The following is a 22,321-nucleotide window of genomic DNA, read 5'->3' as shown; positions in this document are numbered from 1 at the left end:
CGCCGACACCTCCTGCCGGTGTGACGTATGCCACACCGGCAGGAGGTCGGGCGGTGGACCTCTCAGGTCCGTCGGTCAGCGGTGCGCCCGGTTGACCGCGGAGATGATCGCCTTCAGCGAGGCGGTGGTGATGGACGGGTCGATGCCGACGCCCCACAGCACCTGGTCGCCGACCGAGCACTCGACGTACGCCGCCGCGCTGGCGTCCCCGCCCTCGGAGAGCGCGTGCTCGGCGTAGTCCAGGACGGAGACGTCCACCCCGACCTGGGACAGCGCGTCGACGAACGCGGCGATGGGGCCGTTGCCGGCGCCCTGCAGCGTGACGTCGGCGCCGCCGTCGGTCAGGTCGACGGCGAGCGAGTCCGGACCGTCGGCCACGCTGTCGCTGCGGGCGCCGCGCAGCGCGAACCGGCCCCACGGCGCGAGCGGACCACCCGGAGCCGCCGGCAGGTACTCGTCGCTGAAGATCTGCCACAGGTCCTCGCCGCTGACCTCGCCGCCGTGCGTCTCGGTGAACACCTGCACGACCCGGGAGAACTCGATCTGCAGCCGGCGCGGCAGGTCCAGGTGCCGCTCGTGCTTCATGAGGTAGGAGATGCCGCCCTTGCCGGACTGGGAGTTGACCCGGATGACCGCCTCGTAGCTGCGGCCGACGTCCTTGGGGTCGATCGGCAGGTACGGCAGCGCCCACACCAGGTCCTCCGTGCTGACCCCGGCCCTGCTGGCCTCGGCCTCGCGGGCCTCGAACGCCTTCTTGATGGCGTCCTGGTGCGAGCCGGAGAACGACGTGTAGACGAGGTCGCCGCCGTAGGGGTGGCGCGGGTGGACGTCCATCTGGGTGCAGTACTCGACCGTGCGGCGCACCTCGTCGATGTCGGAGAAGTCGATCTGCGGGTCGATGCCCTGGCTGAACAGGTTCAGGCCCAGGGTCACCAGGTCGACGTTGCCGGTGCGCTCACCCTGGCCGAACAGGCAGCCCTCGACGCGGTCCGCCCCGGCCATCACGGCCAGCTCGGCGGCGGCCACCGCCGTGCCGCGGTCGTTGTGCGGGTGCACCGACACGGCCACGTGCTCGCGGCGGGACAGGTGCCGGCTCATCCACTCGATCATGTCGGCGTAGGTGTTGGGCGTCCCCCGCTCCACGGTGGCGGGCAGGTTGAGCACGATCTCGCGGTCGACGTCGGGCTGGTAGACGTCCATCACCGCCTCGCACACCTCGAGGGCGAACTCGAGCTCGGTGTCGGTGAAGATCTCCGGGGAGTACTCGTAGCCGAACACCGTGTCGGCGTCCAGCAGCTTCTCGGCGAAGTCCAGCACGTCGCGCGTGCCGGCGACGGCGAGCTCGCGGGTCGCGTCGCGGTCGTTGCGGAACACGACGTCCCGGAACACCGGTGCGGTGGCGTTGTACATGTGGACGCTGGCACGCGGCGTGCCCACCAGCGCCGACAGGGTGCGCTCGATGAGGTCGGTCCGGGCCTGGGTCAGCACCGAGATGGTCACGTCGTCGGGGATCGCGCCCTCGTCGACGATGGACCGGACGAAGTCGAAGTCGGTCTGGCTGGCCGCCGGGAAGCCGACCTCGATCTCCTTGAAGCCCATGGCCACCAGGAGGTCGAACATGCGGCGCTTGCGCCGGGGGTCCATCGGCTCGATGAGCGCCTGGTTGCCGTCCCGCAGGTCGGTGGACAGCCAGCGCGGCGCCTGCGTGATCGTCGCGGACGGCCAGGTGCGGTCGCTCAGGTCGTAGCCGGCGAGACCGCCGAACGGTCGGTACTTGTGCGCCGGCATGGCGGTGGGCCGCTGGGCCGACCGGATGTGGGAGTCGTGTCGCATGGTGGGGTCCTCAGGTCTCGGGGTGGGGGCCGGAGCACGACGACCACCGCGACGAGGGACCGGCCGGTCAGACCTCGTCGCGGCGACGAAGGAGGAGTCCATGCCACAGCACGTCGGTCACCTTACCCCCGGTCCCCGCCCACCCGCGCGAGCGGCCGAGCAGCGGGCCGGCCGGCGGCCCGCGGCCGGCTCCGACGTGCCCGCCGGGGTGAACTTGCGACGGGCTGCGGTCCGGGCGCAACGGTGCGGAGTACGCTCGCCACAGCGTCGACGACGACCGGTTCGTCCCGATTTGCCTCGGTATGGGGGAAGGCGATGACCAGCTACCACCGCAGCACCCGCTCGTCGCGAGGCCGGACGACACCGCCGGGCGCATGACGACCGACTGGATCGAGATCCGGGTGCTGGGTCCCCTGCGGGTCCGCTCGGCCGACGGGGACCTGATCCGCGACAAGGACTGGCGGACGGGCAAGAACGCCGATCTGCTGCGGTGGCTCGCGCTCGAGGGCGGCCGCCCGGTGGCCGTGGAGGCGCTGATCGAGGGCCTGTGGCCGGAGGTCGACGAGAGCCGCGCCCGGGCGAGCCTGCGGACCGCGGTCTCGCACCTGCGCCGGGTCCTGGGCGCCGAGGTGATCGAGCGGTCGGGGTCCGACGTCGTCCTGCGGTCGGCCTGGGTGGACGCCACCACGTTCCGGGGCATCGCCGAGCACGTGACCCACCGTCGCCGGGAGGGCGACCCGGCGGCGGTGCTGGCCGCCGCCCGCGAGGCCGACTCGCTGTACCTCACCGACGTGCCCACCACGGAGGCCTCCCCCGCGGCGATCCGCCAGCACTCCGAGGACCTCGCCGCGGCGCACCGGCGGCTGCTCGGGCAGGCCGCCGAGCTGGCCCTCGAGCTGGGCTGGATGCGCGACGCCGTCGACTACGCCGCCCGCCTGCTCCAGCTCGACCCGGTGTCCGAGCTGGCCAGCCGCGTGCTCATGCTCGGCCACTCCGGGATGGGCGAGGTGCACCACGCGCTGCGCGAGTACGAGCGGTGCCGTCGGGTCCTCGCCGACGAGCTCGGCGTCGACCCCTCCCCGCAGACGCGCGCGGTGCACCTGCAGGTGCTGCAGGCGGGTGGCGGCGCGCCGACCCGCGGCCCCGCCCCCTTCGTCGGGCGGCACGCCGAGCTGGAATGGCTGGCCAGCATGCTCGCGGACGTCGCGGGGACCGGGCCGCGCATCGCCGTCCTGGCCGGGCGCACCGGCAGCGGCCGACGTCGCCTGGCGACGGTCGCCTGCCAGGACGCGGGGCTGCGGCCGGTCCGCGTGGAGACGGCCGCGGACCTGCAGGTCGCCGTGGAGTCCGGCGCCCGCGTCCTGCTGTGGCGACCGGACACCGCCGCGGAGCTGCCGCTGCTGTCGCGGCTGCTCGCCGACCCGGCCGCGGTCGTGGGCAGCTGCACCGTCCTGCTGGCGACCCCGGCGCCCGGTGAGGACCCGGCATGGGACGCGCTGGTCAGCGCCCACGGGGTGCGCACGATGACCGTGCCTCCACTGCTCGTGGACGAGGTCGAGCAGCTCGCCCGGCACCTGCTGGCCGGCCCGGTCACCGCCGGCCTGGTCGAGTCCCTCGTCGCGGCGTCCGACGCGCTGCCGGGCGAGGTCGAGGCGACCGTGCAGTCCTGGGCGCGGGCCGGCCGCCTGGTCGGCACCGACGCCGGCCTCGCGCTGGCCCCCGAGGCCGATGCCGCCGGCGACGACCCCTGGGGCCGGCGGGTGCTCGCCGGCGCGCTCCCGCGGCTCGAGGGCGACGCGCTCGAGGCCCTGCACATCGCCGCGGTCATCGACGAGCCACTCACCCCCTCCGTGCTCGCGCCGGTGCTGCCCGACGGCCCGGGCCTGCCGCGGGTCCGCGCCACCACCGCGCTCGAGCAGCTCGTGGACCTGTCCGTGCTGCAGGCCTCGCCGGCCGGCGCCGTGTGGCGCCACCCCCGCCTGCAGGACGCCGCCCGCGCGTGGATGCGACCGTCCGTGCGCCGGCGGCTGCACCGACGGGTCGCCGAGCAGGCACCGATCCCGACGGCGCACCGCATCGGCCACTGGCTGCAGGCCGGCGAGCGGGAGCTGGCCTGCGTCGCCGCCCTGCAGGCCGCCGAGGAGGCGTCGGCCCGCGGCAACCACGCGGGCGCTCGCACGCACCTGCTGCAGGTCTGCTCCCTGGGCGACCTGCGCGAGGCCGCCACGGCCGACCGGATCGAGCTGTTCGAGCAGCTCGGCGACGCGTGCGCGATGCTCCGGCTGACCGACGAGGCGCGGGAGGCCTACACGACCGCGCTCGACATCGCGCTCGCGGACGCCGTGCCCGACGCCGCCCGGCTGCGGCGCAAGCTGACCGGGGTGAGCGACCCTCGCACGCTCGAGCAGACCGCCGACGCGGTGACCCCGGAGTGGTCGCGTGCGTTGTCCGGTCTGGCGTCGGCGGCCGCCGCCACCGGCCCGGAGCGGAGCCTGGAGGACACCCTGCTCGACGCCGTCGCGCAGGCCGACCGGACGCACGACCGGCGCGCCGGCTTCCACGCCCGGGTCCGGCTGGCCGGCTCGGTGTACCTGCACCGGCGCGAGTTCCGCGCCGTGCACGAGACGCTCGAGGCCGCCGTGGCACTGGGCCCGCGGCCGGCGGACCGGCTGCGCGCGGACCTGGTCCGGTACGTCCCGTCCGTCCTGCTCGGCGGCGCGCGCACCGCGCACAGCGCCCTGGAGGCGGCCGGTCGGGTCGCGGCCGACCTCGGGGACGAGCGCCTGGGCTGGCGGCTGCTCGGCATGCGCGCCGTCGTCGCGCACGACCTGGGCGATCCCGGGTTCGACGCGCTGTGGCGCGTGCTGCGGGACCGGGTGCTCCGGGGCGCCGTGGACGACCTGATCCCCGAGCTGGCCGCCCTCGGGCTGCGCATCTGCGTGGAGCGCGAGGAGCTCGACCTGGCGCAGGCGATGTCCCAGCACCTGCCGTTCGCCGGCGGCCCGGCCAGCGTCCTGGTCGACCAGCTGGCACGCCTCGCCGGCTCGGAGCTGGCCGGCGCGATGGGCGACCACCGGCACGCCACCGAACAGCTGCGGTCGGTGGTCGAGGACGGGCCCGCGGCCGGCTGCACGCTGCTCGTCCCGGAGGCCGCGGCACGGCTGGTCGTGCTCGAGGCGAGCAACAACCCCGCGTCCGCGCGGGCGGCCTTCGAGGTCTACGACGACATCGTGGGTGCCGCGCTGGGCGGGCCTCGGGAGGAGTTCTGGCGCCGCATGGCGCGGGCGGCGGTCCGGGCCGCCCGCGGTGACCACGAGGGCGCCGCGGACGCGTGCGCCCAGGCCAGCTCGTTGGCGCACCAGCACGGGTTGCAGGTGCTCGCGGCGCGCGCCCGCCGCGAGCGCGCGGAGCACGTCCGCGTCGACCTGCCCCGCACCCTGGCCATGGTGCGGACCGGCCCCCGGGAGGAGAGCGCCGGGTAGCGGCCGGCTAGGACGGGAGAGTCAGCACGACGCGCCCCCGGACGGCGTCGACCGGGACGGCTCCGTAGACCCGGGAGTCGATGGACCCCGACCGCGAGTCCCCCAGGACGAAGACCGACCCCTGGGGCACCGTCACCGGCCCGAACCACGTGCCGTCGATCCGGCTGAGGTCGACCTGCGGCTCGTCCACCGGCTCGCCGTCGACGTGCAGGACGGCGTCGCGCAGCGCCACGGTCTGCCCGCCGACGGCGACGACGCGCTTGACCGCGTCGTCGCCGTCCTGCGGGCTGGTGAAGACGACCAGGTCGTCCACGCGGAGCTCGTCCCAGCGGACGCTGAGCTTGTCCACCAGCACCACGGTCCCGACGCCCAGCGTCGGCTCCATGCTGGGCGACGTCACCACCCGGGGCTCCAGGGCGGTGCCGCGGACCAGCAGCACCGCCCCGGCCACCCCGGCCGCCGCGACGAGGACCCGCCTGGACATGGCCACCGGTCAGGCGTCGGCCGTGTCGCCGGAGCCGTCGCCGCTGCCGTACGGCCAGCCGTCGTCGGGGTACTCGCCGTAGTCCTCCTTGCACGGGGCGGCGAGGATCGGGTCGTTGACGGCGGGGTCGCCGACGGCGAACTGGTGCATCATGTCGTGGTCCTCGTGCGGCAGGTTGTGGCAGTGGACCATGTAGCGTCCGCCGGCGTTGACGGTGTTGCCGCCGCCCTTCTGCAGGGTGAACTTCATGAGCAGCTTGACCGTCTCGTCCTCGCCCACGTAGACGACGTCCTTGGGGCCCCGCTCGTAGTCGAAGGGCGCCCGGCCGTTGCGCGAGAAGATCTGGAAGTCCACCAGGTGGATGTGCAGCGGGTGGAACCATCCGCCACCGGTCCGGTTCTCCACCGTCCACATCTGCACCTGATCGGGCTGGACCCGGGTCAGCAGGGCCTGGTGGCCGCTGGCCTGCACGTCCTCCCAGGACTTGCCGCTGATCTGGAACTGGTTGGTCACGTCGTCGCGCTCGAGGCGCATGTAGAAGCTGCCGGTCGAGTCGGCGCTGGTCAGGCTCATCGCGTCGCTGCTCACCAGCGTGTCGGGCATCTGGCTGAGCGTCTTGCTGGCGGCGCTGTCCGGTGGCAGGGCGGTGTCCGCGACGACCTCGAACCGCATCACCTTGTTGGTGTTGTCGTAGTCGACGTTGTTCTTGTTGCTGAGGTTCTGCAGGTCGATGGTGGTGCCGACGGGGTACTGGGAGAAGTCGACCAGCCACTCGTACCGCTCCGCGCCCGCGTGCCGGTAGTCGGCCACCGGCCGCGCCTTGGGCATCAGGCCGCCGTCCGTGGCCACCATGACCAGCGGGGCGCCGTTGCTCAGCCGCAGCCGCAGGGACCGGGCGATCGACGCGTTCAGCACGCGGAACCGGTAGATCTTGCGCTTGACCTGCAGCACCGGCCACGGCCGGCCGTTGACCAGGATCACGTCGCCCCACAGCCCGGAGTGGCTGTTGTCGTCGTAGGCCAGCGACCCGTTCGCCGCGAACATCGCGTCGGTGATGGTCAGCGGCACGTCGTAGTGGCCCTGCGGCAGCAGCTCGCGCTCGGCCCGGTCGGTCAGGTGGTACTGCGCCGCGAGCCCCGAGTAGGCGTTCTGCGCCGTGGTGTGCACGTTGTGGTCGTGGTACCAGAGCGTGCGGGCCGGCTGCCAGTTCGGGTACCAGTAGTCCTTGTAGTCGTCCTTGTGCGCGACGTCGTCGGCGTACCCGTCGTACTGCGGCAGCGAGGCCGAGCCGTGCAGGTGGGTCGAGGTGTTGAAGGTCTCGCCGCTGATCGGGTTGAGCGCCGGCAGCTGGTTGCGCACCCGCAGCTTGACCCGCATGTTCTGCGGCACGCGGATCGTCGGGCCGGGCGCGATCGCGTTGTAGCCGAACACCGGCGTCTTCAGGCCCGGCACGATGCTGGCCAGACCGGCCTGCTCCGTCACGGTGTAGAGCCGGTAGCGGCCGTCCTTGTCCTCCATGTCCGCGAACGGCAGCACGGGCGGGCGGACGAGCTTGACGCCGTACGGCTTGGGCATGTTGCGCGGTGCCAGCTTGCTGATCGAGGCCGCCTCGACCCCGGAACCCGCCATGGGCAGGGTCAGCCCGGCCACACCGAGCGCACCCAGCGCGCCCAGGCCGAGTGCCTCGCGACGACTGACGTTCATCTCACATCTCCTTGCTGTGCGACCTTCGGACCGAGAGCGTCCGTCCGGGACCACCGTCGAGGCGGACCATCAAGGCAGCGTCAAAAGGGACATTCCGGGCGTTGTTGACGGCTGGACGCCGTCAGCGGGCGGCCGGGAGCGGGGGCGCGGCAGCGACGACCGGGACAGCAGGCGCCGAGGCGGCGGCCGGCGCCGCGTGGTCGGGCTGCACCGGCGGAGGGGTGTGGGACAGCGCCACGGCCAGGGCCGCCGCGGCCCCCATGAGGACCAGCTCCCCCGCCGCCAGCCGGACGAAGCCGCGCGGACGTCGCGCCAGGACTGCGGCGATCGTGCGCCTGCGGTGGAGGTGACCGGCGAGCCCGAGCCCGACGAGCACGGCCAGCTTGGCCAGCAGCAGCCGGCCGTACGACGACGCCCACAGGTCACCCAGCCCGCCCAGCGAGGCCCACCCGGTCACCGCGCCCGAGACGCCGACGAGGCCGAAGCAGACCAGGGCCAGGCTGCTGAACCTCGGCAGCGCGACGGCCAGCGCGGCACCCGACCGGCGCACGTGCAGCACAAGAGCCGCGAGCCCGCCGACCCAGGCCGCAGCGGCGACCACGTGCAGGGCGAGGCTGGTCGCGGTCAGGGCGGGCAGCTCCCCGTGCCCGGCGTGCCCGGTCAGCAGGGGCAGCACCACGGCTCCGACGGCCGCGAGCAGCACCAGCAGCCCGGTGGCCGGCGACCGCGCGACCCGGGTCCCGACCGCGACGAGGGCCGCCAGCCACGCGGACGACAGCAGCGACCGGGTGGTGTCCAGGTCCAGCGCGAGCGGCAGGACGTCCGGGGCGAGCACCTGCAGCACGGGCCGACCGGCGACGTCGGACAGCGTGAGCAGCATCGTGGTCACCGCGGTGACCGCCCACGCAGCCGACCACCGCGTCGTGACCCGGACGAGCCGGGCGGCGTCGGGCCCGAAGCCGTCGCCGTCGCGCGGCAGCAGCAGCACGGCGACGACGAGCGTGCCGAGCGTGCCGATGGCCGTCAGGTCGTACACCGTGCGCGAGACCAGCAGCCCCCAGCGCGTCACCGGGCCGGGGTCGCCGATGCTCACCGGGTCGGCGGCTCCGCCGACCTGGGCCGCACCCACCAGCACGCCGAGCACGACGAGCACCGCGAGCGCGGTGGTGCCCGCGGGACCCGGACCTGCGACCCGGCGCGGGACGGGTTCGGATGCCGGCTGCGGGTCGGGTCGCACGGTCACCGGGCCGGTCGCGCCCGACGGGGTCGTCACCGTGGTCATCGCCCCTCCTCCGGGTCCGCGGCGACCTCGGCGGGCAGGTCGCCGGCCGGCACCGGGCCGTCGCCGGCCGCGTCATCCCCGGCCGCGTCATCCCCGGCCGAGTCCCCCTGGGCCGGGCCGTGGCCGGCCAGGTCGTGACCGCCGGCGGATGACGGGTCGGCGCCGGCCGGCCCGGACGCCTCGGGCGGCAGCGCGACGTCGGTCGACCCGGCTCCCCGGTAGCTGAGGGTGGCCGACGTGGCGTCGACCGGGACGTCGAAGACGAGCGTCCCGGACAGCTGCGTGCCGGCGGGCAGCACGTCGCCGGGCAGGACGGCGCGGTGGGGCAGCGGATCCGCGGCGGCGCCGTCGACCGCGAGCGCGAACCTGTCCGCCGCGTACTCCAGCGGCCCGGCACCGGCGAGCAGGGTGACGTCGACGGACACCCGGCGGTCCCCCGCGGCGACCGGGTCCTCGTCGGTGCCCATGCCCGGCATGGCGTGCTGCGGCCGGGCGGCGGACACGACGGCGTCCACGCGCACCAGGCCGTCGCCCAGCGCCAGCTCGCCGGGTCCCGGGACGGGGCCGCGGCCCCAGCCGTGCAGGACCGACCACGCCGCCGCGAGCAGCACGAGGGCGACACCCGCCCAGACCGCACCGACCGTGCGCCACTGGCGCGCCCGGACAGGCACCGCTCTCGCGGTGGCCCCCGGCGCGACGGACGAGGTGGCCGGCGTCGGCTCGACGCCCGGTCCGCCGCCGCGCACGCGTCCCCGTGGGGTCCGCTCGATCACCAGCTGGTCCACGTTCGCCTCCCGGTCGCGGGCCTGTCCCGACCAGGACGAGACTGCGGGACCGGTGTCAACCGAGCGTCAACACCGGTGCCCGCAGCCCGTCACCGCACCCGCCCACCGCCGCCGGGTGCGGCGTCCGCATCCGCGCGCGCTCGCGGGGAGTGCCGCGCCTACCGGTTCACCAGCGACAGCCCCAGGTGGTCGACCTGCAGGTCGAACGGCCTGCCGTTGTCGGCGACGAGGCGCACGCGCACGGCACCGGCCCGGTCCACGAGGTTGGCGACCGCCCCCAGGTCCACGTCCACCCGGGCCTCGTCCAGACCCTGGGTGGTGGTCGTCGCCTGGCGCCACAGCCCCGCCGTGACGTCCCAGTACTGCACCCGCACCCGGGTGGAGCGCGCCGTGGAGCGCAGGGACGCGGTCAGGCTCACCGCCCGAGCGGCCCGCAGGTCCACCGGCACCGGGACCGTGGCGGTCACGTCGACGGTCGGGCGGGACGCCACGGGCACCGACGCCACCGCGAGCAGCGTCCCGTCGTCGGCGGCCGTCTGGGCGGGGCCGCCGCGCGGCGCCCCGCCGGACGTGACCGACCAGGACGACGGCGTGACGGTGGCGGACGTCCCCGCCCACGGCAGGTCGAACTGCGCCGCGGCGACGGGCGAGACGTTCCCGGCGCCGTCCACGGCGACCGCGTGCAGCGTCCGGTCCATGGAGACCCGCACGGGCCCGGCGTAGACCATGCCGCGGGTCGCCGTCGGCAGGGTGCCGTCGAGCGTGTACCGCACGGTCGCCGACGTCTCGCCGGTGATCGTGATCAGCGTGGGCACCTCCAGGGCGACCGTCGTGGGCCCGCCGGGCGTGATGACCGGCGCGAGGGGCGCGATGCGGTCCACGGTGTTGTAGTGGCCGACGTCGACCCCGGCCGGCCCGCCGTCGGCGGGCGCCGTCACCGGCACCGTGGTCAGGACGGTCGTCCCCTGCTGCGGACCGGTGGGCTGCCAGCCGGGCGGCACGTCGACCCGCACCCGGTACGACGTCCCGGCCTGGGTCGGGAACGCCGCCCGTCCCGAGCCGTCGGTGTAGGCGGTGGCGAGCACGGCGGTGCCGGCGGCGTCGAGCAGCGTGACGGTCCGGTCGCCCAGCGGGCCCTCGCCGTCCTCCCGGACGCCGTCGCGGTCGAGGTCGTGGTAGACGCTCACCGACACGGTGCCCGGCTGGACCCAGCCGCCCACGCTGCGCACGCCCCGACCGCGCGCCACCTCGACGGCGTACTCGCCGGCCGTGTGCGTCCAGGCGACGTCTCCGGTCGGCGGCTGCGGCACGACCTCGTAGCGGCCGGGCGCGGCCACGAGGCCCGCGAGCCCGTCCGCGTCCGTCGTCGTCCGCGCGACCACGACGTGGTCGGTGGGCGTCACCAGCTCGACCGGCCAGTCCACCAGCGCCGCCTCCCCGGCGTCGCGCCGACCGTCGCGATCCGCGTCCGCGAACAGCTCGGTGGTGACCACGCCCCCGGTGAAGGCACCCAGCAGGGCGACGTCGGTCGCGTCCGCCGGGACCGCGACGGTCCCGTCGGGCGAGCACGGCACCGGGGTCGTCCCGGTGGGGGTGGTGACCAGCGCCGTCGAGCACACCCACGCCATCAGGGTGTCCGGGAGCAGGGCACCCACCTGCGCGGGCCGGCCGCCGGGGTCGACGACGACGCCGTCGGGGCCGGCGCGGACGGTCACCGGGCTGCCGCCGTCGGGCGTCGCGCGCACCAGCACGCCGTCGACGGGCGGCTCGCCGTCGTCCAGCACGCCGTCCTCGTCCGCGTCGTCGACGACCCGCACGGGGTAGCCGGGCGTCCGCGCCACCCCGAGGGCCACCCGGGCGCCGTCGGACGCCACGGTGAACGCGAGCGGGAGCGCGGTGGTGGCCCGCCAGCCGGTGCGCGGCGCGAGCGCGGCCGACCAGCTGCCCGCGGGGACGCCGGCGAAGGCGGCCGTGCCGTCGCCGCCGGTCAGGCCGGGTGCCACGGCGGACCCGCCGGTGAGCGTGACCGTCCAGCCCGCGACGCCCGGTTCGCCGTCGTCGCGGACCCCGTCGGCGTCGAGGTCCTCGAAGACGGCCGCCGTCACCGCGCTCGTCGCCGTCACCGCGACGGACAGGTCCGCCTGCGCTCCGTCGGTGCCGAGGTCGATGCGCCGGGTGGCGGCGCCGACGACCACGCCACCACCGGCCGGGACGACCTGGACGTCGTAGGACGCCCGGGCCGGGGAGAACGTGACCGTCCCGTCGGGCCCGGTGGCGGCCGTCAGGACCGGCGCACCCGCGGTGGTGAGCAGCCGCACCTCCACCCCGGGCGTCGGGTCCTCCCCCGGGTCTCGGGTGCCGTCGCCGTCGGAGTCGGTGAAGACCCGGACCGTCGCCGACGCGCGCTCGAGCGGCTGCAGGGGTGCGTTGCCGGCCGCGAAGGGGTTGTCCGAGACCCGCCGCGCGGCCGGGCTGAAACCGGCGGTCGCGTCGGGTCGCGGGTAGACCCGCGCGAGGCCCCACACGCCGTCCGGCAGACCGAACGTCGTCGGGGACGACCACAGGTGGTCACCGGACCTGGGCAGGCGCACGTGGGCGTTGACCGCCTTTCCGGTGCCGATGCCCCCCTGCACGCCGACCAGGTCGCTGCCGGGGTCGTACGGCTCCGAGCGCCATGCGGCGCCGTCCAGCGCGAAGCCCATCTGCCGCGGCCGGTTGCCGCCCAGGACGCGCACCCGCAGCTGGTCGCCCTCGTAGGCCCGCGCGATCGGCGTCCGCGGGTCCTTGTGCACGACGGAGGAGAACACGTCCGCCCACGCGTCGCTGGTCGCGGCGGCGAACTGCCCCGGGGCGGCCCCCAGCCGGCGGTGCAGCGGGGCGTTGGTGTAGTTCACGCCCTTCTCCCCCGCGTCCTCGTGGCCACCGGCGTGCACGTCACCGCCGTCGGGCTCCACCTCGTCGACCGGCTCCCCGTCCGGACCGACGTCGGCCAGCTTCTTGTCCGGGACCTGGGCGTTCGTACCGGCGACCCGCAGGTTGAGCCCGTCCTGGTAGACCAGGGTCATCTCGCGGAAGTCCTCCTGACCGGGCACCCGGATGTCCGCGGTGACGCCGCTGCTGATCGGCGCGCCGGTGAACGGGTCGTGGTAGGTGGCGTGCTGCGGCTCGACGACGAGCGCGCCCGCGAGCCCGTGCTGGCGGTGCCCACGGACGTCGCCGTGGTCCAGCAGGTTGGTCGCGCCGAGCTCGGTGTCGGCGTACCACTCGTAGCGGATCGTGCCGCCGATGCCGACCGTCGAGTCGGGGTTGAACCCGATCGCGGCGCCGTCCGACAGGCGCACGTCGTGCCGCAGCAGCTGCGGGTGCATCGACACCCGCGTGCCCATCCGGCTGCCGCCGCGCGGCTCGAGCACCAGCGCCGGGTCGCCGTCGACGCCGTTGGGCGTGCCGGCGGCGTACGACTCGGGCAGCGCGTTGGTCAGGGCGACCCGGACGCAGTCGCCCGCGTTGGCGCGGATCACCAGGGGCTCGGGCGCCTTCGTGCCGGCCAGGACGGCGTCCTTGTCCTGAGCCAGCACGTACATCAGCCCCTGCGGGTCGTGGTCGCCGTGCTCGTTGTAGACCAGGTCGCGGGTGATCGCCACGACGTCGTAGCTCCGCACCGGGGCCGTCGTCGGGCACGCCGTGCCGGGCGAGGGCGCGGCCGGCGGTGCGAGCCGGGAGCGCGGTTTCGGCGTCACGGCGGTCGCGTTGGTCGCCACGGGGTTGTCCGGCAGCGCGCGCAGGTCCGGCTGCAGGCTGCCGTGGACGCGCATGATCCCCCACATGCCGTTCCACAGGTCGTCCATGCTGGTGCCGCCGTAGAGGTGGTCGCCGCGGCACGGGGTGTCCGTGGACCGGCAGTCGAAGCCGGGCAGCTCGGCGTTGAAGGCCTCGGAGATGCCGATCGTCTGGGCGTTGACCAGGGGCGAGCCCGGGTCGTCCGGCTCCTCGCGCCAACGCAGGCCGTGCACCTGGAACAGGTGCTGCTCCTCCTGCGAGCCCTGGATGACCCGCAGCTTGATGTTGTCCCGTGCGTAGCCGCGCAGCAGCGGCGTCATGGGGTCGCCGAAGACGTAGGAGCTGAACCGGTGCGCGGGGTCGACGGCCTGGCCGCCGAACACCCGGCGCTCGACCAGCGGCGCGTTGCGGTAGTTGATGGCGAAGGTCCCGGGGTCGTCGTCGGGGTAGTGCTCCGGGGCACCCGGCGGCGACACGACGTCGTGGGGGTTGCGCGGGTCGCCGCCGCGCTTGACCAGGGGGACGAAGTCGGCGATGGCGATCCCGTACTCGCGGTAGTCGTCGTTGGCGCCGGGGCCGACGACGTCCACCTGCTCGCCGACCGCGTCGCCCACGCAGCGGGTCGCGCAGACCGTGCCGTTGGCGGGCGAGTTCACCGGCTGCAGGTACCGGCCGGTCGCGGGGTCGCGCACGTCGAAGCCCTTCGGCTCGACGATGAGCGCGCCGAACTGCCCGTGGTTCTGCACCAGCGCGGCGAAATGGTGGTCGTGGGTGAACACGGTGCGCAGCTCGTAGTCGGCGTACCAGCGCTCGTGGATCGTCTGGCCCCACAGGCCCGCGGAGTCCACCGGTGGCGTCCAGCCGGCCGGGTCGGCGAGGCGACAGCCGGTGCTCTGGCCGCCGTAGAACGGCGTGCCGGCCGCGCAGGTGGTCAGGCCGGCCGCCTGCTGGCGGGTCAGCTCGGCCTGGTCCCGGGTGAAGGCGGCCTGCTGGTAGTTCCAGCCGTTCGAGCCGCCGTCGGACGCGGTGACGTCGAATTTGACCAGGTGGACGTGCCCGCCGGCCATGTTCGTCTGGGCCAGCTGCTGGAAGGCGTCGCCGCCGGTCCAGTTCGGGGCCATGTTGGTCAGCGAGAAGTCGACGCAGTCCCCGGCGTTGACGCGCAGGAACAGCGGTTCGGCCTTCTTCGTCCCGGCCAGGATGTCGGGCACGTCCTTGGTGAGCACCATGAACCGGGCCTGCGGGTCGTGGTGGCCGGCCTCGTTGTAGACCAGGTCCCGCTGCAGCACCGTGACGTCGTACTCGACCACCCGGGCCCCGGTCGGGCACGGGTCGGCGAACGGCGCACCCCGCGGCGCGGCGCGGCCGCCGTTGTGCCGCTGGCTGACGGCCTGCTCGACGGCGAGCTTGGCCGCGGGGATGGTCCGGCCCGCGACGAGCCGGGGCGCGGGCCGCTCCGGGGTCCCCAGGACGCCGCCCTCGGTGATCGAGCCGGGCGGCTGCGGCGCCCGCCAGCCGTAGGTCCCGGGGATCATCCCGGGGTAGCCGGGGTTGTCCGCGGACGGGGCGGGCGGCCGCGATTGCCCGTTGGACACCTTGAGCACCTTCAGCGGCCGCACGGCGACGCCGTCCGGGGTCGCGTCACCGCCGTCGAGCAGGACGTCGTGCACGCGCAGCAGCGCCCAGAACCCCTCGGCGAAGTGCGGGTACAGGTGGCAGTGGAAGATCGAGTCCCCGAACGTGCCGTTCTTCGAGCCGGCCCCGTAGAGCAGGTCGGCGGTGTAGGCCTCGCCGGGGCCGAAGCTCTGCGAGTCGATCGTGCTCGACTGCGGCTGCGCGTCGGGGCCGTCCCCGGTGAGGGCGGTGTTGCGCTGGTCGGCGAGCCACTGGTGGGCGTGCAGGTGGAAGACGTGGGTCTCCTTGACCCCCGACAGGCCGAACCGGATCTTGGTCGGGTCGCCGGTGTAGGTGTGGACGACGTTGGACACGAAGCAGGACTCGGGCAGACCGCAGTCCTCCTTCTCCTGCCGGGCCGCCCCCGCCCCGCCGGTGGGCAGCCACGGGCCGGGTCCGCTGGCGAGCTTCACCAGCGCCGGGTCGCCGTAGGGCCAGGACGAGAGCCAGGTCTCCTCGCCGAGGCAGTCGGGGCAGGCGCTCGCCTCCCGGTCGGCCATCGGCTCGGACCCGTAGTTGAAGCCCATGCCGATGCCGGTGATCTCGTCCTGGGCGAGCTGGACGCTCTCGCGGAACGACGGCGCGTTCGGTGGGTGGATGTCCGCCTCGACATACAGGTCGCCGCTCTGCGTCCGCACGGCGGCGTAGGTCGACGCGGGGGCGCCGACCGTGCCGGACAGCAGCTTGCCGCTGCGCGGGTCGGTCCAGGTGGAGCCGGCCGGCTCGACGGCGAGCGCGCCGTAGAGGCCGACGCCGCGGGAGCCGGCGTCGTGCTCACCGCCGGCGGGTGTGGCCATGTCCTGGAACAGGAACAGCCCCTCCTGGGCCGGGACCCGCCAGAAGTACGAGACGCTCTCGCCGATGCCGACGGTCGGCTGGGCGTCGAACCCGGCCCGGACACCGCCGTCCACCCGGACGTCCACCACGACCCCGGCCGCCTGGATGCCGACGCGCGGCGAGGCCGGCAGCCCGTGCGCGGCCTCCGCCGACATCCGGTTCGTCAGCGTGACCTTGATGCACTCGCCCTCGTTGGCCCGCAGGACCAGCGGCCGCGGGCGCAGGCGCCGGTTGTTGGCGGGGTCCGTCGCGGGGTCCGCCGCGAGCGGTCGCGACCAGTGCGTGGTGGCGGCGAGGTCCTGCTCGAGGACGAAGATGCGGGCGCTGCGCAGCGTCGCCCCCCACCGGTTGAACGGGACGTCCACGGTGGCCGCGGCGACGGCGTAGCGCCGCACCTCCTGGCCGCTGGTGCACGGGGTGGGGCTGCCGGGGACGGCTGCCGAGGTGGCCGTGGCCGTCTGCGCCGGGACGACCAGGAGCGTGGCGACCACGCTGGTGGTCAGCGCGGTGGCGACGAGACGCCGGGCCCGCCCCGGACGGGTACCGCCACGGGGGCGCCGCTGCAGGGCCGTGCCGACCGCCGTGACCAGCAGCGCGGCGCCGGCCTGAGCGGGCAGCTGCCCGAGCTCGGCGGCGACGCCCGCGCCGCCGTCCGCCGCGGTCGCGACGGCCCACGCGACCCCGACCGCCACGGCTCCGCCCGCGGCGGCCAGCCCGGCGCGCGCGACGACGACCCCACCCGCGGGGGCGGCTGCGCGCGGCGCCGCCGCCGCTGCTGCCGCGACCGCGGCCAGCGCGATCGGCAGGTCGGCGACGACGCCGGCCACGTCCCCGACCGGCGCGAGCAGCGCCAGCACAGCCAGCAGGACCGTCGTCGTCACCACGAGGGCCAGCGCCCCGAGTGCGGCGTCGCGCCGCGGGTGACCGGTGCTGCTGCTCGTTCGGTGCGGCCTGCGCATCGTCGACTCCTCCGTGGTCGGTGGCGGGGTGCCGGCGGTCACGCTCGTCCCCGGCCCCGACCCTGCGGGGACCCCGTGAACCTCGCGTCAACCCGCGCGGCGACGCCGCGCACCGGTCCGCTCCCGTGCGGTGGCCGGCCGTCGGGGCGGTCGGGGGCCGACCACCCACCACCCGGGCGTCCGACCACCCAGGGGCGGCGTTTGTCGGCGGCTTGACGGCCGTTCGGGACGGTCGACGATCCACGCACCCGCGAAGGAGGACCCGTGCAGCGTCCCCGTCCCCACGCCTCCCGGGGAGACCGTCGGCACCTGCCGCGACTCCCCCGTGCGCCCCCGTCCCGGGGCGGTCACCTCTGATACCCGCTCATCCGCGTGCGGGCGCCCGGTCGACCCACGACAGCGGGCGCCTCCGCTCGGCCACCTCCGCGCACCGGTCCCCACGACCGGGCACGGTGCGAGCTCGCGTCGTCGGCCCGTCGTGGGACGTCGCCGCCCCGTGCGACGTCGTCGACCCCGAGCGGCGAGTGGCCGCGCCCGCCCGGCCTGAGCGGTGTCCGGCGCGAGCTCCCCGCGCAGGGACCGGCGACACGTGCGCCGACCCCTGCATCGGACCGAGCGCCACCCGGCGCGCGCGTCGCGCGCGCCGGTGCTTCGCCATGCCCGGCGACCGGCGTGTTTATCGGTCGTTGACGCCGGCCGGTGAGGGTCGTCCTGCAACGCCGGGGAGACCACCTCGGTGACCTGGACCGGGGGAACCGCCCCCGGTCGTCCGAGGGCCAGGCAGCGAGACCCGGCCGCACGAAAGAGGCGAGCGAGATGCAGAAGTCCAAGTTCCGTGGCGTGGTCGTCGGTACGTCGGTCGGCCTGGTGGCGTTCGGCACCGTCGCCTCGGCGGCGTTCCTGGCGTCCGGTGAGCTCAACGCTCCGGTGAAGACCGGCACCGTCAAGGTGATGGAGGTCAAGGTGACCGTGCCCGACGAGCTCTACCCGGGCTACCTCGAGGACGCGACGCTCACCTTCACCAACCCGAACAAGGTGCCGACCCGCGTCACCGACGTGGTCTTCGACCGCTGGGACACCACCACGCCGAACCTGACGCAGTACCTGGTCGCGGCGCCGGCGCTCGCTCCGGCCGGCGTCAACCCGACCAACGGCAACATCGTGCCGCTGCAGCTGCTGCCGGGTGAGACCAAGACCGTCACCATCGCCGACGTGGTCGGGCTCGCGGCCAACATCCCGAACCAGAGCACCGGCAACACCGGCAGCGTGCCGTACCAGGGGGTCAACGCGACCGCCGTGTACGACGTGACCTACGTCGTGAGCAACGGCACCGAGGCGGTCGCACCGGTCGCGGTGCCCAAGAAGTAGGTGCCCCCGACGGAGCGGGCCGTACCGGCCTCGCACCGGTGCCCGGCGCCCCGTCCACGCCCACCCGCGTGGACGGGGCGCCGTCGCGTCGGCGTCGGGCGGTGGCGCAGGACGGCGGCGCAGGGCGGGGAGAAGGGCGGCGGCGACGCCCCGCCCCGGCCCCGCGGAGGACGACGGCGCCGTTCAGATCCCGAGCTGGTAGACGCCCCAGTACGCGAGGGTGACCAGCAGGATCACGGCGCCGGCGGCCAAGGACCACAGGCCGATCCCCGCGATCGCGCCCCGCGCCACACGGACCTGCGGGTCGGCCCGCACGTCGCGGATCCGCTGGACCAGGACGGCACCCGCCACCACGGCCACCAGGCCCAGGACGCGGACCCCGATCCAGCCGCCCTGCACGACCCAGGTGTTGCGCTCGTAGTCCAGCGCGAGCCGCGCGACCGACACCAGGTAGCCGACCAGCGCGCCGACCGTCAGCACGGTCCCGAGCACCAGCCCGACGAGCGGTTCGGCGAGGCCCGGCGCGAGCCCGTGGCCCCGGCGGCGCAGCACCCGTGCGGTCAGCAGCGCGAGGGCCCCGACCACGAGCGCGACGGCAGCGGTGACGACCGTGGTCAGCACCGCGTCGACCGTGCCGAACCACCGCGGGCTCGGCAGCGGGTCCGCCCGGAACAGCTGCACCGGCTGCGCACCGGCGATCCACGGCGCGGCCGTCGCGGTGGCGGGCAGGCCGCCGACCCAGGCGGCGATGTCACGCTCGAGTGCGGGGACCACGCTGCCGTCCCGGCGGATGCCGTGGTCGGCACCGGCGTAGTAGCGCACCGTCAGCGCGTCGTTGCCGCCGGCCGCGAGGTCCGCGCGCAGCTGCTGCACCCCCTGGACCAGCGGCATGGAGGCGTCCCCGGTGCCGTACGCCATGAACACCGGCTGGGTGGTCCGTCGCTGGTAGGGCGACACGTCGAAGTCGGCGTAGGCGAAGGCGTCCCCGGGGAAGCCCAGCCCCACGGCGCGCGGGATGGCGCGGAACACCCCCGACGGCACGTCGGTGTTGCGCAGGTAGGCCCCGGCCGCGAAGGCGGCCTGCTGACGGGGCGGGACGACGGGCGCGGACACCAGGACGGCGAACGCCAGCAGCGGGTCCTCGGCAGTCATCACCGGGACGATCCAGCACCCCTCGCTCTCCCCGTACACCCCGACGGCGGCCGGGTCGACCCCCGGCCGGCGGCGCAGCACGTCGACGGACCGGGCGTAGTCGCGCGCCATGGCCGGGTAGTCGCGGTGGACGGTGGAGTAGGTGTCCAGACGCTTGTCCGGGACCATCGTGACGATGCCCGCGGTCGCCAGCGCGCGGGCCTGCGCGCGGAACGCGTCGGCGAACCTGCCGGTCCCCGCCCCGTGCACGAACACCATGCCGGGCAGGTCGTCACCCGCCCCGACCGGCTGGGTGATCTGGGCCTGGACGACGGCCCCGTCCAGCTCGACGTCGACCACCGTCCGCGTCACCGGGTACGTGCCGACCGGCGCGACGCCGCTGGGCCGCCGTCCCACGTCGACACCGGGGTCGGCCGGGCTGGCCGGGTCGGCGGGGCTGGCCGGGTCGGTGCCCGCGCCGGGCGCCGGCTCGGTGACCACGCCCGGCGCGACCGTCGTGTCGGCCGTGTCGACCACCGGGACGTCGACGACGGGCTCCGGGTCCCAGCTGGGTCCCATGACCGCCCCCAGGAACGCCAGCGCGACGGCGCCCGCGGCGGCGGTGGCGGTGGTCCGGAACAGCATCCGCAGATCCTAGGCTCCGGCGAGGTGGGCCCCGGCCGGCCGGGATCCGCTGGGCTGCGCCCGGCCGGCGTCGTCGGGCGACCGGTCAGAAGCCGAGCCGCCCCAGCTGCTTGGGGTCGCGCTGCCAGTCCTTGGCCACCTTGACGTGCAGGTCGAGGAAGATCCGGGTGCCGAGCAGCGCCTCGATGCCGCGCCGGGCCTGGGTGCCCACGTCCCGCAGCCGCTCCCCGCCCTTGCCGATGATGATCGCCTTCTGGCTGTCGCGCTCCACGAACAGGTTGACCCGGACGTCGAGCATCGGTGACCGGCCCTCGGGCACCGCGCCCTCCCGGGGCACGATCTCGTCCACGACGACGGCGAGCGAGTGCGGCAGCTCGTCGCGAACTCCCTCGAGCGCCGCCTCCCGGACGAGCTCGGCGACCATGACGGCCTCGGGCTCGTCGGTGAGCTCGCCCTCCGGGTACAGCGGCGGGCCGGGCGGCAGGTGACCGACGACGACGTCCACGAGCACGTCGACCTGGTACCCCTCGACCGCGGAGACCGGCACGATGTCCGCCCACTCACCCAGCTCGTCGACGGCGAGCAGGTGCTCGGCCAGCCGGCCCTTGCCCACGACGTCGGACTTGGTGACGACCGCGACCACCGGCACCTCGAGCCGGGACAGCTCGGCCGCGATGAAGCGGTCCCCCGGCCCGACCTTCTGGTCCGCCGGGAGGCAGAACAGCACGACGTCGACCTCGGTGAGGGTGTCGCGCACGAGGTCGTTGAGGCGCTCGCCGAGCAGCGTGCGGGGGCGGTGCAGGCCGGGGGTGTCCACCAGCACGAGCTGGAAGTCCTCGCGGTGCACGATCCCGCGGATGGTGTGCCGGGTCGTCTGCGGCCGGCCGGACGTGATCGCGACCTTCTGACCGACGAGCGCGTTGGTCAGCGTGGACTTGCCGGCGTTGGGGCGGCCCACCACGCACGCGAAGCCGGATCGGAACTCGGTCATCGGGCGGCTCCTGGTGTGGTCTGGGGCTGGTCGTCGTGCTCGTCGTGGGCGGCAGCGAGGCGCACGAGGACGGTCGCGAGCTGCTTGCGGCGGCCCTCGACGCGCTCGGCCGTCAGGTGCAGCCCGTGGATCTCGCCGGAGGCCCCGAGCAGCGGGACCTTGCCGAGGGCCTTGGCGAGCAGCCCGCCGGCCGTGTCGACCTCGTCGTCCTCCAGGTCCAGGTCGAACAGCTCGCCCACCTCGTCGACCGGCAGGCGCGCCGGGACCCGGAAGGTGCCGTCCCCGAGGTCCTCGACCTCGGGCCCGCTGCGGTCGTGCTCGTCGGTGAGCTCACCGACGATCTCCTCCAGGGCGTCCTCGATGGTCACCAGGCCGGCGATCCCACCGTACTCGTCGACGACGACGGCGATGTGCGACGACGCGGCCTGCATCTCGCGGAGCAGCTCGTCGACCGGCTTGGACTCCGGCACGAACACCGCCGGGCGGGACAGGTGCGCGACGGGGTCGTCCGCGGACCCCGGGGAGTCCTGCAGCCGGCGGACGAGGTCCTTGAGGTAGAGCACCCCGCGCAGGTCGTCGACCGAGCTGCCGGTCACCGGCACGCGGGAGTACCCCGAGCGGAGCATGAGGGACAGCGCCTTGCGCAGCGACGTCGTGGACTCGGTGGTGATCATCTCGGTGCGCGGGACCATGACCTCGCGGGTCAACGTGTCCCCGAGCTCGAAGACCGACCGGAACATCTCCCGCTCGTCCTCCTGCATGCCCTCGGACTCCGTCATCCGGGCGACCATGGCGCGCAGCTCCTCCTCGTCCACCTCGGCGGTGCGGCGAACGTCGGGGGCCAGCCGGCCGATCGGCACCGTCCGGACCAGGCTCAGCATCCCGGACAGCAGCGTCAGCACCTGGATCGGGTGCCGTCGGCCGAGGGTGCGCGGGCTGATCCGGACGAGCACCAGCGCGACCACACCCGAGACGGCGACGGCGAGCAGCAGCACCGCCCACCACGCCAGATCGGTCGCCGTCAGCGCGAGGGTCACGCAGGCGGTCGCGCCCATCTCGGCGATCAGCCGGACGAACGCCGCGGACGCCGCGCTGTCGGCCGGCTTCTCGGTGAGGCGCCGCACCCGCCCCGCGTGCGGGTGCCCGCCGGTGACGAGCTCGCTGACGGCCGCTCGGGTCACCTGGAGCAGGGCGGCCTCGCCGGCGCTGAGCAGCGCGGCGAGCCCGAACCCGACGGCGGCGACGGCGATCAGCAGACCCACCGGCAGCCCGGACGTGACGGCGTCGGACACGGCCGCCGCGCTGAGGGGCGCTGCGCTGAGAGGCGCTGCGAGGGCCGGGGCGAGAGGTGGCATCCCCTGCGCGG

Annotated in this window: 11 protein-coding genes; 2 read left to right on the top strand and 9 right to left on the bottom strand. The window is 75.1% G+C overall.

Going from position 1 to position 22,321, the window contains the following annotated elements; genetic code table 11:
• Window positions 1-75: 75 nt before the first annotated feature.
• A complete protein-coding gene (gene leuA, locus Q0840_RS04060; protein ID WP_298456730.1) occupies window positions 76-1,833 on the bottom strand; it encodes a 2-isopropylmalate synthase in 1,758 nt (585 codons plus the stop codon).
• A gap of 374 nt (window positions 1,834-2,207) precedes the next feature.
• Between leuA and Q0840_RS04055 the strand changes: the two genes are divergently transcribed.
• Entirely contained in the window at window positions 2,208-5,315 is a 3,108-nt protein-coding gene (locus Q0840_RS04055) for a BTAD domain-containing putative transcriptional regulator (protein ID WP_298456728.1), read from the top strand.
• Between the two features lie 7 nt (window positions 5,316-5,322).
• On the opposite strand, the gene lepB is transcribed toward Q0840_RS04055, so the two are convergent.
• The 5 genes from lepB to Q0840_RS04030 form a co-directional block, all read right to left on the bottom strand.
• A complete protein-coding gene (gene lepB, locus Q0840_RS04050; RefSeq protein ID WP_298456726.1) occupies window positions 5,323-5,799 on the bottom strand; it encodes a signal peptidase I in 477 nt (158 codons plus the stop codon).
• Between the two features lie 9 nt (window positions 5,800-5,808).
• Window positions 5,809-7,503 carry a multicopper oxidase family protein gene (locus tag Q0840_RS04045; RefSeq protein ID WP_298456724.1) on the bottom strand — a complete coding sequence of 565 codons (1,695 nt, stop codon included), beginning with the start codon at window positions 7,501-7,503 and terminating at the stop codon, window positions 5,809-5,811.
• Window positions 7,504-7,624: 121 nt separating this feature from the next.
• Complete coding sequence (locus tag Q0840_RS04040) at window positions 7,625-8,785, bottom strand: copper resistance D family protein (protein ID WP_298456722.1); 1,161 nt, start codon at window positions 8,783-8,785, stop codon at window positions 7,625-7,627.
• On the bottom strand, window positions 8,782-9,570 hold the full coding sequence (locus tag Q0840_RS04035) for a hypothetical protein (RefSeq protein WP_298456720.1): 789 nt from the start codon (window positions 9,568-9,570) through the stop codon (window positions 8,782-8,784). Before Q0840_RS04035 ends, Q0840_RS04040 begins: the two co-directional genes overlap by 4 nt.
• A gap of 158 nt (window positions 9,571-9,728) precedes the next feature.
• Window positions 9,729-16,820 carry an SdrD B-like domain-containing protein gene (locus Q0840_RS04030; RefSeq protein ID WP_298456718.1) on the bottom strand — a complete coding sequence of 2,364 codons (7,092 nt, stop codon included), beginning with the start codon at window positions 16,818-16,820 and terminating at the stop codon, window positions 9,729-9,731.
• An 816-nt stretch (window positions 16,821-17,636) separates the two neighbouring features.
• Here Q0840_RS04030 and Q0840_RS04025 point away from each other — a divergent pair.
• On the top strand, window positions 17,637-18,188 hold the full coding sequence (locus Q0840_RS04025; protein WP_298456716.1) for a hypothetical protein: 552 nt from the start codon (window positions 17,637-17,639) through the stop codon (window positions 18,186-18,188).
• 183 nt (window positions 18,189-18,371) lie between these two features.
• On the opposite strand, the gene Q0840_RS04020 is transcribed toward Q0840_RS04025, so the two are convergent.
• The 3 genes from Q0840_RS04020 to Q0840_RS04010 all read right to left on the bottom strand — a co-directional run bounded on the left by Q0840_RS04020 (window position 18,372) and on the right by Q0840_RS04010 (window position 22,247).
• Entirely contained in the window at window positions 18,372-19,964 is a 1,593-nt protein-coding gene (locus Q0840_RS04020) for a S9 family peptidase (protein ID WP_298456714.1), read from the bottom strand.
• A gap of 85 nt (window positions 19,965-20,049) precedes the next feature.
• Window positions 20,050-20,955 carry a GTPase Era gene (gene era / locus Q0840_RS04015; protein ID WP_298456712.1) on the bottom strand — a complete coding sequence of 302 codons (906 nt, stop codon included), beginning with the start codon at window positions 20,953-20,955 and terminating at the stop codon, window positions 20,050-20,052.
• Entirely contained in the window at window positions 20,952-22,247 is a 1,296-nt protein-coding gene (locus tag Q0840_RS04010; protein WP_298456710.1) for a hemolysin family protein, read from the bottom strand. Before Q0840_RS04010 ends, era begins: the two co-directional genes overlap by 4 nt.
• Between the last annotated feature and the right edge of the window lie 74 nt (window positions 22,248-22,321).

Source organism: uncultured Cellulomonas sp. (genome assembly GCF_947494015.1).
In the GTDB taxonomy this organism is placed as follows: domain Bacteria; phylum Actinomycetota; class Actinomycetes; order Actinomycetales; family Cellulomonadaceae; genus Pengzhenrongella.
The sequence above is the reverse complement of the archived record's forward strand: the minus strand, read 5'-3'. Positions and strand labels throughout refer to the sequence as shown.